Source organism: Pseudomonas sp. O230 (genome assembly GCF_045447035.1).
Taxonomy (GTDB): domain Bacteria; phylum Pseudomonadota; class Gammaproteobacteria; order Pseudomonadales; family Pseudomonadaceae; genus Aquipseudomonas.
In genome coordinates this window covers 277,145-291,388 of the sequence record NZ_JBJGXN010000007.1, presented here as the reverse complement: position 1 = coordinate 291,388, position 14,244 = coordinate 277,145, and the positions used below count along the sequence as shown (strand labels likewise).

Sequence of the window (14,244 nt, the reverse complement as noted above, 5' to 3'; positions counted from 1 at the left end):
GGTTCGGCCATGCACTTAGATCCGATCTTCATCATTGCCAGCGCCCTCGCCATTGCGGTGTTGCTGGCCAGTGCCGCGACTCACAAGTTGCGCGCGCCGGCACGTTTTGCCCGGCAACTGGCGGACTACCAACTGCTACCCGGCGCGCTCGTTCGGCCAATCGCCCGAGTGATTCCGGTGGTTGAACTGGTGGTCGCGTTTGCGCTGCTGGTGCCGGCCTGGCGCTCGTCGGCCGCGCTGAGTGCCGCCAGCCTGATCGCGCTATACGCCGCGGCAATTGGCATCAACCTGTGGCGCGGCCGTCGCGACATCGACTGCGGCTGTGCCGGGCCGGACCAGGCGCAACCGCTGCGTCCGGTGTTGCTGCTGCGCAACGGCGCACTGGTGGGCCTGGCGCTGCTGGCCAGCGTGTTGCCGGCGGCCCGGGAACTTGGTTTTTTCGACGGCTTCGTCACTGTCGCCGCCAGCGCCGTCGCGCTGCTGATTTACGCCGCAGCCGATGGCTTGCTGGCGAACTCCCCTCTTCTGCTCAAACTGATTGGTAGGTGATCAATGGAAGGCTTAATCGTTTCCAACGTTCTGCTCTGGGTACTGCTGGTGGCCGTGGCGTTTGCCGTCATGGGCCTGGTCCGGCAGATTGGTGTGCTGCACGGTCGCCTGGCCCCGGCCGGCGCGTTGATGATGGACAAGGGCGTGGCGGTCAATGAAGCCGCGCCGCAAGTCACTGCGTCCGACCGTAAAGGGCGCCCGGTGAACTTCGGTTATGCCGGCGAGAAATCGCAACTGCTGTTCTTCCTCTCGCCAACCTGCCCGATCTGCAAATCGCTGCTGCCGGCGATCAAATCCATCGCTAAAGAACAGGCGGATCGCCTCGACGTGGTGTTCATCAGCGACGGCGACATGGACGCGCAGCAAGCGCTGATCCGCGAACACAAACTGGACGACGCCATTTACGTGGTCGGCCCGGAAGTGGGCATGACCTACCAGATCGGCAAGCTGCCGTACGCCGCGCTGATCGACAAGACCGGCACCCTGCGCGCCAAAGGCCTGGTCAATTCCCGCGAGCACCTGGACAGCCTGTTCGAAGTCGAGCACCTGAAAAGCGCCACGCTGCAGGAATACCTGAACAGCCAACCGCACGCACACGACCACAGCCACGGCCATAGCCACTGATTAAGGCAGGGAGACTTTTATGAAACTGCTGGATCTGTTGTTTGAGCGTTCGACTCGCCGTGTTGCCGACACCACTTCGCGACGCAAACTGTTGTCGCGCATGGGTTCTCTGATGGTCGCCGGCGCTGCGCTGCCGTTGCTGTTGCCACTGGACCGCACCAGCAAGGCGCTGGCTGCCGACAACCCGAAAGCCGGTGACCCCGGTGATCCGAACAGCTGCGACTACTGGCGCTACTGCTCCATCGATGGCTTTTTGTGCAGCTGCTGCGGGGGGTCGGTCACGTCCTGTCCGCCGGGCACGGAAGCGTCGCAAGTGACCTGGATCGGCACCTGCCGCAACCCGGCCGACGGCAAGGACTACATCATTTCGTACAACGACTGCTGCGGTAAGCAGAGCTGTGCGCAGTGCGCCTGCACCCGTAACGACAGTGAAGAACCGGCCTATCGCCCGTTCAACAACAACGATGTGAACTGGTGCCTGGCCGCCAAATCGCACATCTACCACTGCACCGTTTCGATCATTCGCGGCGTGGCGGTTTAACGCTTGATTGCGGTTGGCTATTTGTAGGAGCCGGCTTGCCGGCGATGGCGTTTTCATTGACGCCTTCGCCAGCAAGCTGGCTCCTACAGGTCCGTTTTTCTCCTGCACAGGTGGAGGTGCTGCTTATGGGTAGGTTGCTCATCCTCGGTCTTGTCTGCTTCATGACCGCCCCGCTCGTTCATGCCAGAGCCATTCCCGACCCGGCGCAACGGCACGCGCCGGGCAATGAAGCCCTGCAAAAACCGATTGCCCAGGCCGGTTACAGCGTTGGCGTGAACTACCAACTGCAATGCGCCGGTTGCCACTTGGGCAATGGCATGGGGTCTGCCGCCAATGACACGCCGCGGATGACCGGGTTTGTCGGCAATTTTCTGAAAGTGCCGGGCGGCCGCGAGTTTCTCGTGCGTGTGCCGGGCATGTCGCAGTCTGCACTGAACAACGCGCAATTGGCCGATCTGCTCAATTGGTTGATCCGTGCCGACGGGATGGCGGGTAAAAGCACGCCGGCCGACTATCAGCCGTACAGCGCTGAAGAAGTGGCGGCACTGCGCGCAGAAACCATGCTCAACCTCCCCGGCACCCGCGCCGGACTGATCCAGCAAATGCGTGCGCAAGGCATCGCAATTGAAGACGGGATGAACAACTGACATCGGTTTGAAAAAAGCCGTCATTGCGAAAACGGGGGCCAGCCCCCGCCCTGCCGCTGCGCCCACTCTCCCCACTGATGACAAGACGCCCCGGCGACGAGTGCCACGGATGCGTCTCACCGTGGCTGGCTCGGCACCTTGTGCCTGACTGCATTTTTATTCATGGATGTTGTCTCAAACCGCAGCTATTCAGTGATTGTTTGCACAGTGGTGCTAAAGTGACAGCACCTGTCTTCGTCTCACCAGATTTACACATTTGAGGGCGGGACCTGTCACAAGTATGAGCAAGCTTGTCGGTGACGCTGAGTCTCTCAAACGAGGGCTGTGTTGACCTGAATCTCGTCATCACCGAGCGCAAGGGAAAGCAAATGAGGTCTAAATATGATATTTGAGCCCAACAGTACCCGTTCCGTTCTCCAGCGAAGAAGCAGTACCAGTATCGTCATTCAGGCCGGTCTTGACTGCGTTGCGGTAACCGGTGTTGCATGGTTTTTGATCAATTATCATATCGGGTTCATCTCGCAAGACTACGTCATCATGCTCTTGCTCCTGCTTGGCGCGTTGGCCGTCGTCTATGACCACTATGCCATTTACCGCAGCAATGTCGGGTTCACCGTCAAAGCCTTCAAGCTTCTAAAGGCGTGGACCGCAACCTTTGGTTTTCTCGTTGCCATGGCTTTTCTAACCAAAACAAGCGAACAGTATTCGCGGCTATTGGTTGGGGAGTTATTTGTGCTTGGCTATTTTGCCCAGTTGTTTTTGCACCTCGCGACACGGGAAATGCAGAAGAAGTTTCTGGCTCATCCGACGCAACTGGAAAATTCGCTGATCATTGGCTCCGGCGAGTTGGCCAGCTACCTCTACAAAAAAATCAGCAACAACCCCTGGCTCGGTGAACGCATCGTTGGCTGTGTGTTGATTGGCGCGGACGATGATCGGGGCAAGGAGGGTCAGGAAGGCGCACGACGCCTGACGATCCTGGGCAATATCTCTGATCTTGATGAACTGGTTGTCAAACATGCCATTCGTACCGTGTATTTTGTGACCCCCGTGGGTGGCTCTGAAGTTATCCAGAAGGTTTATTTGAGCCTGTTCGATAAACACGTCAGGGTTAACTGGGTGCCTGACATTTTCGCCTTGAAGTTGATCAACCACAGTGTTCGCGAGATTGCCGGCATTCCCGTACTGACTTTGTCCGAAACGCCGCTGATGGGGATGCGACTGTTTCTGAAGAATCTCGAAGACAAGGTCGGGGCTTTTCTCATCCTGCTGTTTGCGGCGCCCGTGCTGGCGATAGTCGCCCTTGCGATCAAGATCGATAACCCCGGCCCCGTGTTCTTTCGTCAGCAACGCATGGGGTGGAGTGGCGAAGTTTTCCGTATCTGGAAGTTCCGGAGCATGGTGGTCCATCAACCGTCAGACGGCACCGTCAAGCAGGCACAAAAGAATGATCCGCGCGTGACCCGGGTGGGCGCCTTTATTCGGAAAACCAGCCTGGATGAGCTGCCACAGTTGTTCAACGTGTTGATGGGCGAAATGTCGCTGGTGGGGCCTCGCCCGCACGCGATTCAACACGACGTGCAATACTCGCCCGATGTCTCGGGCTACTTTGCGCGACACAACATTAAGCCGGGTATCACCGGGCTGGCGCAGGTACGTGGCCTTCGCGGTGAAACGAAAGATATAGAACAAATGATTCGCCGCGTTGACTCAGACATCGAGTACATCAACAACTGGTCACTGTGGCTCGACTTCATCATTCTATTACGAACGATATCTGCCTTTTCCGGCAAGCAAGCCTACTAGCCTGTCTTCAGTGCCGGGGTGATCGCCACCCCGGTTTGATGCGCAATTCAACGAGGCCAAGGCCTCGCCAGATCACGACGGAAACAGATCCAGCGTGCGCTCGACCTCATCGGGGTCGACAGTAAAACCACTGCCTGCGGGCGTACCGACGACAAAACCAAAGTGTTGATGATCACGATCGGTCAGGTACTTGAAGAAACAGATGAAACGATCAGGGGGTTGCAACACCAGCAGCGAACCACCCGGCGGCAAAACATTAACCCCATGGATCAATTGACTGCCCTCGACCCCTATCACGGTTCTGGCCCCGGCGCAGGCCGCGACGATGGTTGGAACATCGCACAGCGCCGGGTCGAGAATGCGAAAACCTCGACGATCGCGCAGACGTTCAGCCAACTCCCTTTCATTGCGCAGCAAACGCAAATCGCCGCGTCCACCTCTCAGGATGAAGACGCCTGGATGAACGCTTGAGTCGACGTGGGACAGCAACTGTTCGCCCATTGCACGGAAGCGCAGATGCTTGTGTCGATTTTGGCTGATGTCGTCAAAGATCACGAGTTGACGAAAAAACGCGTTACGTAAACGAACCGGCTTCATGCCAAGCCAGTCCTCATAACCGGGAGTGTGAAGGACGCCGTTCCTGGACGTGGAAACAATGTTGGCGGAGGCCACCGTGGTCACTGGAACGCCTTCGTTGCATGCCAGTGAATAGGTCAGGCAATCGTCCATCAACCAACTGCCAAACCACTTATTGCCCCCCGCCGTGCAATACAACGCGCCGCGAGCGATTTCGTTTTCGACGCGAACCCCCGGCAACCGGCCAACGCCAGGCGTCAACCAGGATTTGGCATTCCCTTTGTAGAGCGCGCCGTCGATTAACCAGACATCTTTCAGCAGATAACCTCTGGTCGGTCCATGTTCCACACGACCGACGCCTTCCATTGTGCGACGAGGATGTTCGTGAGGATAAAAAAGTTGCTCTTCCCACCCCGTCACACGCTCAAGTTGATTGGGCAGAAAGAACGCGGGGTGAACAACCGAGATTTCGCTCGGTGCAATCTCCCAGGTTTTTGTCGCCATACTTTGCAGTGTTAACGATGGTTTCCGGGCAAGGCGAGTTTTAAAGAGGTGTTTATACGCCGCCAGGCTCCACTTCGCCGGGCTGCTACTTGTCAATGCGATGAGTTCTGACATATACACCCCGGCGTAATGTGATCATAAGGAACCAGCGTTCGCTGCCAAACACTCCTTGTTGTTTAAGCGCTTGTAATAGTTTGCAAAATGGGCGGCGACTTCAAATGGGCGTAGCGACTGCGCAAGGTGTCGAGCAGCACGGCGTCCGGCTCTCTGGAACAATGGAGATAAAGTTTGAATAGTCCCCCAAAGCCCATTTCACGATATCGGTTAGCCACTTCCTCATCACTGGGTCCTTCAGGTAGTCCAAGATGAAGTGTCAAATGTTTGCCTTCGACAGCAAAGAGTGGCGTCTCCCACAGAAACTGCGCAGCGCCGATTCTGGGCAGCCGAACAAACACGTAGCCGTGGTTTCCCAGCGTATCGACATCGCCGCCGCGTCTTCTTTTCCACTCAAGAAGCCCATCGTCCGGGCGGGCCAGACACGTGCCGATATCGTAGTAATCAAACCCGTTTTCAATCGCCCACTCCAGCGCCATGAACGTGGTGATTGAGTTGATTTCGCGTAATTTTTTGGCATCCGAGAACACGGCGTCAGGGTAGCCGAAACGCACGGTGCTCCAGTAACGCTTGCCTGCGCGGGTGACCACGCAGCCCAGATGGCAGGCTACTATCTGGTCTTCCAACACCACCAGATCGAGGCGTCCGGCACTTTTAGCCACGCGCTGAACTTCATGAGATGCAATTTGCGAGGCGGCTGCGCCATGCCTGGCCCTGGCATAGGGTTGAAGCATTTCCCGATCCGCCGTTTCAATCTCGTCATCGTTCAATGCTTGCTTCATACCGTAGCGCAAGCGGTTCTTGCGCAGATTTCGCCGTAACTCGGTATTGTATCGCGCCGTAATTTCGTCAATAGATCTGCGCAGTGGCACGACAGCACTCAGGTATTGCGGCACATACAATGCCCCCCAGGTCGGCATATCACTGACAACGACCGTATGGTCTGATGTCGGCAGGTGATCAAGCCCTTGAGACTCAGCGCCCAAAAGCACCTTCACAAATTCACGCTGGGATTTCCTGCCCACATACAAAATGTCGTAACGGCTGTCTTCCCGCAGTTTGAATCTGGCCACTTCCCAGCGCCAAATACAGGCACGCGCGGCGATATCGCGCAACCAGGCGAGCGCTTTTCTTAGTTCAAATCGCATTGAAGGCGACATTAACCTGCGCATCAGTGTTGATATATATTTTTTCATTTGTTTATTAGCACACTTCAAGGAGCGTTCATTTGAACGTGCATATCAACAATCCCACTACTCGAAATGAGAGTCGATAGCTCACCGTGTCTTTCAAAATTTGCGGCAAACCATAACGACCGAACCTATAGGATGCGCGCTGTTTTTTGAATGTACGCCCTGCTGTCTTTGTTGCGAGAAACTCGCTTCTCATTCCTTGGAATCAAGATTTTCTGACGCCATTAATTCGTCCTGAACCTTAATAAAAAAACAATCGCCAACTCACCCGTCGAGTCGGTAATACAAGGCTGAGTAAAGATCCTGGGACAGAGTTTTGCAAGATATTTCAGGCGTGTTTTTCAGGCGACCTGTCAACTCATTCTGACGTCAAATTCCTGTTACGTCAGGAGCCTCGGCAGATCAGCGTGCGCAACAAAAACTGCGGATTACCCACGACATAGCGAGTGAATAATCGCTTGGGCTCGCTTAGCAGCCTGAACACCCACTCACAACCGAGGCGACGTACCCATTGCGGAGCACGCGTCACCTTGCCGCCGAGAAAATCCAGGATCGCCCCACCGCATACCACCAGGCATGGCACGCCACTGGCAGCCAGCCTCGCAGCAACGACTTCTTGCTTGGGCATGCCCATACCCAGCACCACCAGTTCCGGTTGCGCCTGCCGGGCAAGGTTGAGGTAGTCGTCCACGTCTGCAAAACCATGGTGAGCAGAAACCACATTGACCGCGAACACCGCTTCGCTATGCCGCACCGCGTTGGCCAGAAAGCTCTCCTCGGTCCCCCAGAACGCCACGCGCCGGCCCTTGTACGCGGCCAGTAATCTAGGGATGAAATCGGTGCCATTCATATTCAGGCCCGGTTCGAGGCCGCGTCGACGAAACAGGATGGCCATGCCGGAGCCATCCCGTAACAACACGTCAGCCGCCGACAACGCATCGTAGTAAGCGGGATTGGCCGTCACCAGGTTCATCGCATGGGCGTTGACGAATCCAAGCACTGTCGCCCCCTCAGACCGGGACAACGCATCAATCAATTGTTGTTCGTCGCCTGCATCGCGAACCACCCTGAGTTTGTTCAGGATGGTTTGCCAGTTGTGCTGCCAGGACAAGGGGCGCATCAGGTGTCATCTCGCTTCGAACGTACCCAGTCGACCTGGCGTTTGAGCACAAAGCCAATGTACAGCGGGATTTTCTTTAACGCGTAGAGCGGTGCATACATCAAGGCTGAAAAAGCGATGATCCCGCGACCGAACCGGTTCCACGCCAGCAGGACCGTCACGCCCAATAGCGCGAGTCCGAAAGACGCTATTAACGCTGGCGCCAACGCCCCGCCGAACAAAACCACCAGCCACGCCAGGCTGAAAGCGGCCACCAGCAGCAACGTCAGCAAGGCCAGCGGCGGGACCAGTAAATCCGCGGTCATCGCCAGCAGGTTCAAGTTGCCCTTGCGGAGCGCCTCTACCAGCAACTTTGGCGCATCACCGAGGATGACCCCGAGATGACCATGCTCCCAGCGTGTCCGCTGGATACTCAGGCCTTCATCGTTGCGCGGGAAATCACTGCTCACCAATGCACCGGGACAAAACAGGGGCGGTTTGCCGCTTCGGCAGAAATCCAGGCCCATCTTCAAATCTTCGACGAGGTGCCCACTGGCCAAATCGATCAACGCCAGATCCCGCCAGACAAACGCCATTCCCGAGCCCATCAACGAACAAGGCAACCCCAGCCGCGCCCAACCCTGTGCGCGCACGCGATTCTTCACACACCAGGCAAACTCGGCAATCTGCACTTTCAGCCCGGAGCCTGCTGGTGCATGCATCAAGTACAGGGCCTGCGCCGGACGCCCGGAGTCGATGCAGCACAGTGCCAAACGCTCTATCGAGCCTTCACTTACCCGCGAATCGGCATCGACAATGATCATCACATCCGGTGCATCGCTGGCCAGATAACGCACCCCGAAGTCCAGCGCATAACCTTTGCCTCGCTGCTGATCATTGCTGCGTTCCACCACCTCGGCACCTGCGGCGCGGGCCAGTGCAGCCGTGTCGTCGGAACAGTTGTCCGCGACCACCACCAGGCGATCGCCCGCCAGCAGTTGCGGCAGAATGCTGTTTAACGTCGCGACGATCAGCAAGGATTCGTTGTGAGCCGGCACCAACACCGCCACCCTCGGTCGCGCCCCTTGCGCCGGTGAAAGCGAGCGCACCGGCAGACAAGCCAGCAACACCTGCACAAACAACACCAACACCGGCAGGACGATAAGTATCAGCAGTGCACTGAACAGCCAACCCAGTAACGTGATCATGCGTGCGCCTTGAATAAATGAGCCAACTTGGCTGCTTCGGTATCGATATCGTGCCGCTCCAGCACGCGTTGATACGCCGCCTCGCCCATCCGCTGCAACACCTCGACAGGTTGCGCGAGGCAATCGGCCAGCGCCACCGCCAGCTCATCCACGGCGCCAGCGGGAAACAACCAGCCGTTCTCGCCCTGACGCACCAGTTCGGGAATACCCGCCACGTAGGTCGTCAGCACGGGCCGGCGCAAGGCCATGGCTTCCATGATGACCACCGGCAAGCCCTCGGCGAAACTCGGCAACACCAGGGCTCGCGCCGCCAGAATTTCCGCCCGCACCTGCTCGCTGCTGATCCAGCCGGTAATCCGCACCTGCGCCTGCAAGCCGTACCGCGCAATCAGCGCTTCGATCTCTGCACGCATTTCGCCGTCGCCGGCCAGTACGATTTCAAACGCCACGTCTTGCGCCGCCAGCCTTCGCGCAGCCTCAAGCAACAACAATTGCCCCTTCTGCTCACACAAGCGCCCCACACACACCAACCGCGGCACGGACGGCACAGTGACGGTCGGGACCTCGTGAAACGCCCGCTCCAGGCCGCAGTGGACCACCTTGACCTTTTCCCAGTGCGCATGCGCCACCCAGCGAAACAACTGGCTGCGCCCATAAGAGCTGATCGCTGCGACAAACGCCGAGCGCCGGACCTTCTCGCCCAAATGGATAAATTGTGGTTTATCGAACTCTTCCGGCCCGTGCACGGTAAAGCTGTACGCCGGCCCGCCGAGCGCATTGGCCAACATCACCACCTCGGTCGAGTTGGTGCCGAAATGCGCGTGCACATGTTCGGCGCCGAACGCTTGTAGCCAGGACAACAACCGGCACGCCTCGAACAAATAAATCACATGGTACGGCCACGGCCGATCGGCACGCCGACCCATGCGCAACGCCAGCCACAGTGCTGAAAAAAAGCGTCGCGGCTGCGCACGCAGCACCTGCAGCACCGGCCCTGCCAGTGCTTTGACTCCGCCCTGCAACACATAGTGGGTTTGGGCTTGTTCGGACACATCCTCGGCATCCACCAACTCTGCATCCCAGCCGCGCAGGGCAATGCGCTGCACTTCAAAGCCCTGACGCTCCACTGCCAGAATTTCGCGACGAATGAAGCTATGGCTGACTTTGGGGTATTGATTGATGAAGTAAGCGATACGCATAGGCACCAAGCTTGGCTGTCGTGGCGGTGAGTGATGATTGCGGGCCATCCCACAGTAGTTCGGTGGCCTGGAACGTCAATCAGCCCCACGCAAGTTGCTATAACTGCCAATCAACACGCCATCTATCTTTTTGAACGTGTCATCCAGTAGTTCATAACGTCGGCGGTACATGGCACGTTTTTTCGAAGGAATGCTCTCAAGCGGTTTGTTCGACGAGGCCATGGGGATTTCAAAGAAGTCTTCGCGTGCTGACGGTGTCGCGCCATGCTCCAGCCAGATCACATCGTAATTGGCCGCCAGGTCCTGGGTTTTTTCAGCACCAAAATAGGCGTGCCGGTGATGACGAAACCCGTCGCCTACGGCGAATATCCTCGCGACACCAATCTGCGCCGCAATGTATTTAATGACTTCAATCAGAAAACTGCGTGGCCGAAGACCTTCGAAACTTTTGGTCAGCTCCCGGTAAATATCCAGCGAGCGTTCGCTCTCCACCCCTTTGTGAATCCCTTGCACGGCACCGATGAAAATACACAGTTCACCCTCCGTGTAACACAAGGTGAACGCAATCGATGCAATGCGTAAATCACCCTGAAACAAGTTCAGCACCAGCTCGCCTTCACGCATAAACCAAATGGGTCGATCCAGCACCAGGGAACAATCGGCAGCAAAGGCCGACAAGTCGCTTAAAACCAGGCGCTCACTTCGACCAAACAACAACAGCTGCGGACAGCTTTGCGTCACCACTTCGTAGTGCGAGGCCAACACACTCAGTCTGTCCTGAGAGCTCCAGCTTTTACTGATGTAAGGCCAATGAACGACCCCCACACAATCGCCGCCCAATTTCGCAAAACCGGCGCTGCCCAGAGCGTTCGACATACGCCCGGTAAACAGCTTGAGTTCAGCCCAGTTTTTCAGCACCAACAGCATCAATTCGAGCTTATTTTTCACGGCTCTCAACGAATAACCTGCGTGTAAAGAAAACGCGTTTTTCAGTAGTTGCCAGCTATTCATTCAAGTCTCACTTGTATTCGATCAACGCTGACTTGCGAGCGCCGAACCTGTTCAAAAGAAACTTCAATTGCCCGAGCATCTCGGGGAATTTTCCCAGCACCAAAAAGAATGCCTGCAACCAGTTTTCCCGCGCTGATCCCCCACCCCGTCGGGCCAGGCGCACGACCTGCACTGGATAGACCAGCAACAACAGCAGGCCAACCCCTCCCAGCACCAGGCTGGCGAGAACAGATGCCAGCGGAATACCCAGACCCCAGAACCAGGCACGGCGTGACTCACGCAACCAATGTTGCTCGGGGGCCGCCCCATGCAAATAAGCGCCTTCGGCAAAGGCGTAGCCGCCGCGCAGGGTGCGCCTCCACCACTGGCCAAAGCGAGTCATGGTCGCATCGTGCAAGGTCATTTCCTCAGGCAGCCGCCAGACTCTCCAGCCCTTGGCACGCAGACGCACACACAACTCGGGCTCTTCCCCGGCAATCAGATCGGCTCGAAACCCGGACACGTCGGCGAAGGCGTCGGCCCGCATCAGCGCATCGCCCCCACAGGCCTTGGCCTCGCCTATCGGCGTGTCCCATTCGAGATCGCACAACAAGTTGTAAATCGAATGCTGAGGAAAGCGTTCACGGCGCCGCCCGCACACCACCGCCACCTCAGGATGTGCATCCAGAAAGGCTTGCGCCTTTGGCAGCCAGCCGCCGACGACCTCGCAATCACCATCGACGAACTGCACATGACGCAGCGAAGGCAACAAGCGTTGCACCCGGGCAAATCCTTCGTTGCGTGCGCGCGCAGCCGTAAAAGGAATGCTCATATCCAACTCGACCACTTCGACGCCAAGCGCCTGGGCCATTGGCACCGAACCATCGGTTGAGCCAGAGTCGACGTAAACAACCTGCTGCGCTGCATCAACCAGCGACGTCAGGCAACGCTCCAACCGCAGGCCTTCATTACGACCGATAACAACCACACCCATGCCGGTAGTCATGGCGCTCACTCAGCGCCGCAATCGAAACAGGCCTTCGGATAGTTCATGAGTATTCCTTTGCGTCTACAGGCTTCCTTTTCTTGATGGTTGCGGGCACACCTACGGCCACCGAGTCGTCGGGGACATCGGTCAGCACCACGGCGTTGGCACCAATCACGACATTGTTACCAATGCGGATATTGCCCAATACCTTGGCCCCGGCGCCGATATCCACGTTGTTACCAATCACCGGGGCTATCGGCTCGTTCACATTCTTCAGGCCCACGACGACGCCATTGCGGATCCGGCAATCATCACCAAACTGCGCATAACCACTGATCACAATGCCGCCGAAATGATCGATGACGAAGTTGCGCCCGATCACCACTTCACAGGGCAACTCGATGCCCGTCACGATCTGCACCAGTTTGAAGAGCACTTTGTAGATAAAGGACAGCAATTTACGCAACAGTGCCGGGCGCACACCGTAGCGCCAGCGCCCAAAGCGATAAACCAGCATGACCCAGAATCCCTGAGCCCCCCAATCACCACCATAGGCACGCAAGTCCGCGCGGATATTCTCGAACATTGATTGACCTATCGTGTGGGTTGGGTAGCGAACCGGGTTTCACGCAGCAGCGCCCAAGTGGCACGCGTATGCTGCCAGCACGCCGCAATGGCAGCTCGGCCGCGGCCTTTCAACAGCGCCTTGAGCGCCAGAATCAGATCCCCCAGGCCAACCAGGAACATATGCCAAGTCAACCCCGGCAAACCGTGGTGCTTGCGGAAGTACAACAACTCGCTTTCGATTTGCATCTTGGGTATTTGTCTACTGACCGCGTTGAGTTCAACCACTGTCTTGGCACTTTCACCACCGATATGCACCACCGTGGTATGCGGGTAGTAAACCACCTTCCACCCGGCCTGTTTAACACGTTTGCAGTGATCAACTTCCTCGTAGTAAAGGAAGTAGCGCGGATCGAACAAGCCCACCTGGTCGATGACTTCACGGCGAATCAGGTAATAGCACCCCGGCACCCAGTCGCATTCACGGACCGAGGCGTGATCCCATTCCATGTCGTCGACCCGCTTCACGACAGGAAAAAAACGTTCAAGCCCCGTACGGGAAAGGAAGACATTCAACGGCGTGGGGAAAAAGCGACAGGAGGGTTGCAAGTCACCCTCTCGCCCGACCAGCCGAACGCCTAGGACACCGCAATCAGGATGAGCCTCCATGTATTCGAGGGTCTTGTTCAGGGTATCGGCGGCGACAAAAGCGTCGGTATTGAGGAGGAGCGCGTACTTGCCCTCCAGGTGCTCTACCAATTGATTATTGGCACGACCAAAGCCCACATTATTGTCATTGGCCAGCAGCAATGCCTCTGGGCAAATGGCGGCCAGACACTCCAGCGAATTGTCGGCAGAGGCATTGTCCACCATCAAGTAGCGCGTTCGATCCACACTGTTTGACTGGCGCAATGCATCAAACATCGGTTGCAACAGCTTCGCTGTGTTGTAGTTGACGACCAGCACATCAAGGGGTGTATGGGTCATTTAGGTGGCTCGCCAAAAAAGTACTGCACTCGCATGGCCATAAGCGCCGACTCCACATGTGGATCATAGGAGCCAGGGCGATCTCTGATCATGTCCATCCACGGATAGTCGTTGCAACGCGACTCGAATTTTTTCATCAAATCTTCAACGGTACAAAAAAATCTCGCTGGATTGCCCCCGACCACGACACCCGGCGGAACATCTTTCCTGACAACAGCACCTGCGGCGACAATTGAACCCGGACCTATGGTCACGCACGGCATGATGATCGCACCATGCCCAATAAAACAGTTGTCACGGATGTCGACGGGGCCGACAGAATCAAGTTTTACGTTATAGAGAGTGGAGAAGAAAACGGCGCCATCGTGACAGAACAGCGTGCAATCCGATAAAGCGATATTGCTGCCGAGGCGCACTAGCGAAGGGTCGGCGATATTGCACCCGACATTGATCCACACATTGCTGCCGACGGAATGCAGCGATCCCCAGCGCGCCAGATATCGAGCCCACTCGAACCCGTCAGGATTACAAAACCGTTTAAAGATCCAGCGTCCCCGCCCCGTTTTGTTGACGTAATAACTTACAGCACGCCTTGCCAGCCCTATCATCCTGTCAGCCTCACAAATCCTGCGATATTCATCCGTGCCAGAGCCAG

The 14,244-nt window shown here is 57.0% G+C and carries 15 protein-coding genes; 5 read left to right on the top strand and 10 right to left on the bottom strand.

Going from position 1 to position 14,244, the window contains the following annotated elements; all coding sequences use genetic code 11:
- Window positions 1–9: 9 nt before the first annotated feature.
- The 5 genes from ACI77H_RS17260 to ACI77H_RS17240 all read left to right on the top strand — a co-directional run bounded on the left by ACI77H_RS17260 (window position 10) and on the right by ACI77H_RS17240 (window position 4,167).
- Window positions 10–549 (top strand): MauE/DoxX family redox-associated membrane protein, encoded by a 540-nt coding sequence (locus ACI77H_RS17260; protein WP_407012953.1) that lies wholly within the window; start codon window positions 10–12, stop codon window positions 547–549.
- A gap of 3 nt (window positions 550–552) precedes the next feature.
- Complete coding sequence (mauD, locus tag ACI77H_RS17255) at window positions 553–1,173, top strand: methylamine dehydrogenase accessory protein MauD (RefSeq protein ID WP_407012952.1); 621 nt, start codon at window positions 553–555, stop codon at window positions 1,171–1,173.
- Window positions 1,174–1,192: 19 nt separating this feature from the next.
- Window positions 1,193–1,714, top strand: coding sequence for a methylamine dehydrogenase light chain (locus ACI77H_RS17250; protein WP_218436500.1), 522 nt, complete (start codon window positions 1,193–1,195; stop codon window positions 1,712–1,714).
- 125 nt (window positions 1,715–1,839) lie between these two features.
- Window positions 1,840–2,361, top strand: coding sequence for a cytochrome C (locus tag ACI77H_RS17245; RefSeq protein WP_407012951.1), 522 nt, complete (start codon window positions 1,840–1,842; stop codon window positions 2,359–2,361).
- Window positions 2,362–2,742: 381 nt separating this feature from the next.
- Window positions 2,743–4,167: an undecaprenyl-phosphate glucose phosphotransferase gene (locus tag ACI77H_RS17240; RefSeq protein WP_407012950.1), complete on the top strand. Its 1,425-nt coding sequence runs from the start codon at window positions 2,743–2,745 to the stop codon at window positions 4,165–4,167.
- 72 nt (window positions 4,168–4,239) lie between these two features.
- Here ACI77H_RS17240 and ACI77H_RS17235 read toward each other — a convergent pair whose 3' ends face one another.
- The 10 genes from ACI77H_RS17235 to ACI77H_RS17190 form a co-directional block, all read right to left on the bottom strand.
- On the bottom strand, window positions 4,240–5,361 hold the full coding sequence (locus tag ACI77H_RS17235; protein ID WP_407012949.1) for a glycosyltransferase family 61 protein: 1,122 nt from the start codon (window positions 5,359–5,361) through the stop codon (window positions 4,240–4,242).
- Window positions 5,362–5,423: 62 nt separating this feature from the next.
- Window positions 5,424–6,557, bottom strand: coding sequence for a hypothetical protein (locus tag ACI77H_RS17230; protein WP_407012948.1), 1,134 nt, complete (start codon window positions 6,555–6,557; stop codon window positions 5,424–5,426).
- 382 nt (window positions 6,558–6,939) lie between these two features.
- Window positions 6,940–7,674, bottom strand: coding sequence for a WecB/TagA/CpsF family glycosyltransferase (locus ACI77H_RS17225; protein ID WP_407012946.1), 735 nt, complete (start codon window positions 7,672–7,674; stop codon window positions 6,940–6,942).
- The gene (locus tag ACI77H_RS17220) at window positions 7,674–8,861 is read right to left on the bottom strand and encodes a glycosyltransferase family 2 protein (RefSeq protein WP_407012945.1); all 1,188 of its coding nucleotides are present in this window, start codon (window positions 8,859–8,861) and stop codon (window positions 7,674–7,676) included. The genes ACI77H_RS17225 and ACI77H_RS17220 overlap by 1 nt, the downstream gene beginning before the upstream one ends.
- A complete protein-coding gene (locus ACI77H_RS17215) occupies window positions 8,858–10,060 on the bottom strand; it encodes a glycosyltransferase (RefSeq protein ID WP_407012944.1) in 1,203 nt (400 codons plus the stop codon). The genes ACI77H_RS17220 and ACI77H_RS17215 overlap by 4 nt, the downstream gene beginning before the upstream one ends.
- 75 nt (window positions 10,061–10,135) lie before the next feature.
- Entirely contained in the window at window positions 10,136–11,071 is a 936-nt protein-coding gene (locus ACI77H_RS17210) for a DUF535 family protein (protein ID WP_407012943.1), read from the bottom strand.
- A 7-nt stretch (window positions 11,072–11,078) separates the two neighbouring features.
- Window positions 11,079–12,056 (bottom strand): glycosyltransferase family 2 protein, encoded by a 978-nt coding sequence (locus ACI77H_RS17205; protein WP_407013081.1) that lies wholly within the window; start codon window positions 12,054–12,056, stop codon window positions 11,079–11,081.
- Window positions 12,057–12,099: 43 nt separating this feature from the next.
- Window positions 12,100–12,624 carry a serine O-acetyltransferase gene (locus tag ACI77H_RS17200; RefSeq protein ID WP_407012942.1) on the bottom strand — a complete coding sequence of 175 codons (525 nt, stop codon included), beginning with the start codon at window positions 12,622–12,624 and terminating at the stop codon, window positions 12,100–12,102.
- A gap of 8 nt (window positions 12,625–12,632) precedes the next feature.
- Window positions 12,633–13,589: a glycosyltransferase family 2 protein gene (locus tag ACI77H_RS17195; protein WP_407012941.1), complete on the bottom strand. Its 957-nt coding sequence runs from the start codon at window positions 13,587–13,589 to the stop codon at window positions 12,633–12,635.
- A complete protein-coding gene (locus tag ACI77H_RS17190) occupies window positions 13,586–14,197 on the bottom strand; it encodes an acyltransferase (protein ID WP_407012940.1) in 612 nt (203 codons plus the stop codon). Before ACI77H_RS17190 ends, ACI77H_RS17195 begins: the two co-directional genes overlap by 4 nt.
- Between the last annotated feature and the right edge of the window lie 47 nt (window positions 14,198–14,244).

Excerpts from the sequence above, each read along its gene's own strand:
- ACI77H_RS17260 (WP_407012953.1), top strand. The coding sequence starts at position 10 with ATGCACTTAGATCCGATCTTCATCATTGCCAGCGCCCTCGCCATTGCG.
- mauD (WP_407012952.1), top strand. The coding sequence starts at position 553 with ATGGAAGGCTTAATCGTTTCCAACGTTCTGCTCTGGGTACTGCTGGTG.
- ACI77H_RS17250 (WP_218436500.1), top strand. The coding sequence starts at position 1,193 with ATGAAACTGCTGGATCTGTTGTTTGAGCGTTCGACTCGCCGTGTTGCC.
- ACI77H_RS17245 (WP_407012951.1), top strand. The coding sequence starts at position 1,840 with ATGGGTAGGTTGCTCATCCTCGGTCTTGTCTGCTTCATGACCGCCCCG.
- ACI77H_RS17240 (WP_407012950.1), top strand. The coding sequence starts at position 2,743 with ATGATATTTGAGCCCAACAGTACCCGTTCCGTTCTCCAGCGAAGAAGC.
- ACI77H_RS17235 (WP_407012949.1), bottom strand. The coding sequence starts at position 5,361 with ATGTCAGAACTCATCGCATTGACAAGTAGCAGCCCGGCGAAGTGGAGC.
- ACI77H_RS17230 (WP_407012948.1), bottom strand. The coding sequence starts at position 6,557 with ATGAAAAAATATATATCAACACTGATGCGCAGGTTAATGTCGCCTTCA.
- ACI77H_RS17225 (WP_407012946.1), bottom strand. The coding sequence starts at position 7,674 with ATGCGCCCCTTGTCCTGGCAGCACAACTGGCAAACCATCCTGAACAAA.
- ACI77H_RS17220 (WP_407012945.1), bottom strand. The coding sequence starts at position 8,861 with ATGATCACGTTACTGGGTTGGCTGTTCAGTGCACTGCTGATACTTATC.
- ACI77H_RS17215 (WP_407012944.1), bottom strand. The coding sequence starts at position 10,060 with ATGCGTATCGCTTACTTCATCAATCAATACCCCAAAGTCAGCCATAGC.
- ACI77H_RS17210 (WP_407012943.1), bottom strand. The coding sequence starts at position 11,071 with ATGAATAGCTGGCAACTACTGAAAAACGCGTTTTCTTTACACGCAGGT.
- ACI77H_RS17205 (WP_407013081.1), bottom strand. The coding sequence starts at position 12,056 with ATGACTACCGGCATGGGTGTGGTTGTTATCGGTCGTAATGAAGGCCTG.
- ACI77H_RS17200 (WP_407012942.1), bottom strand. The coding sequence starts at position 12,624 with ATGTTCGAGAATATCCGCGCGGACTTGCGTGCCTATGGTGGTGATTGG.
- ACI77H_RS17195 (WP_407012941.1), bottom strand. The coding sequence starts at position 13,589 with ATGACCCATACACCCCTTGATGTGCTGGTCGTCAACTACAACACAGCG.
- ACI77H_RS17190 (WP_407012940.1), bottom strand. The coding sequence starts at position 14,197 with ATGATAGGGCTGGCAAGGCGTGCTGTAAGTTATTACGTCAACAAAACG.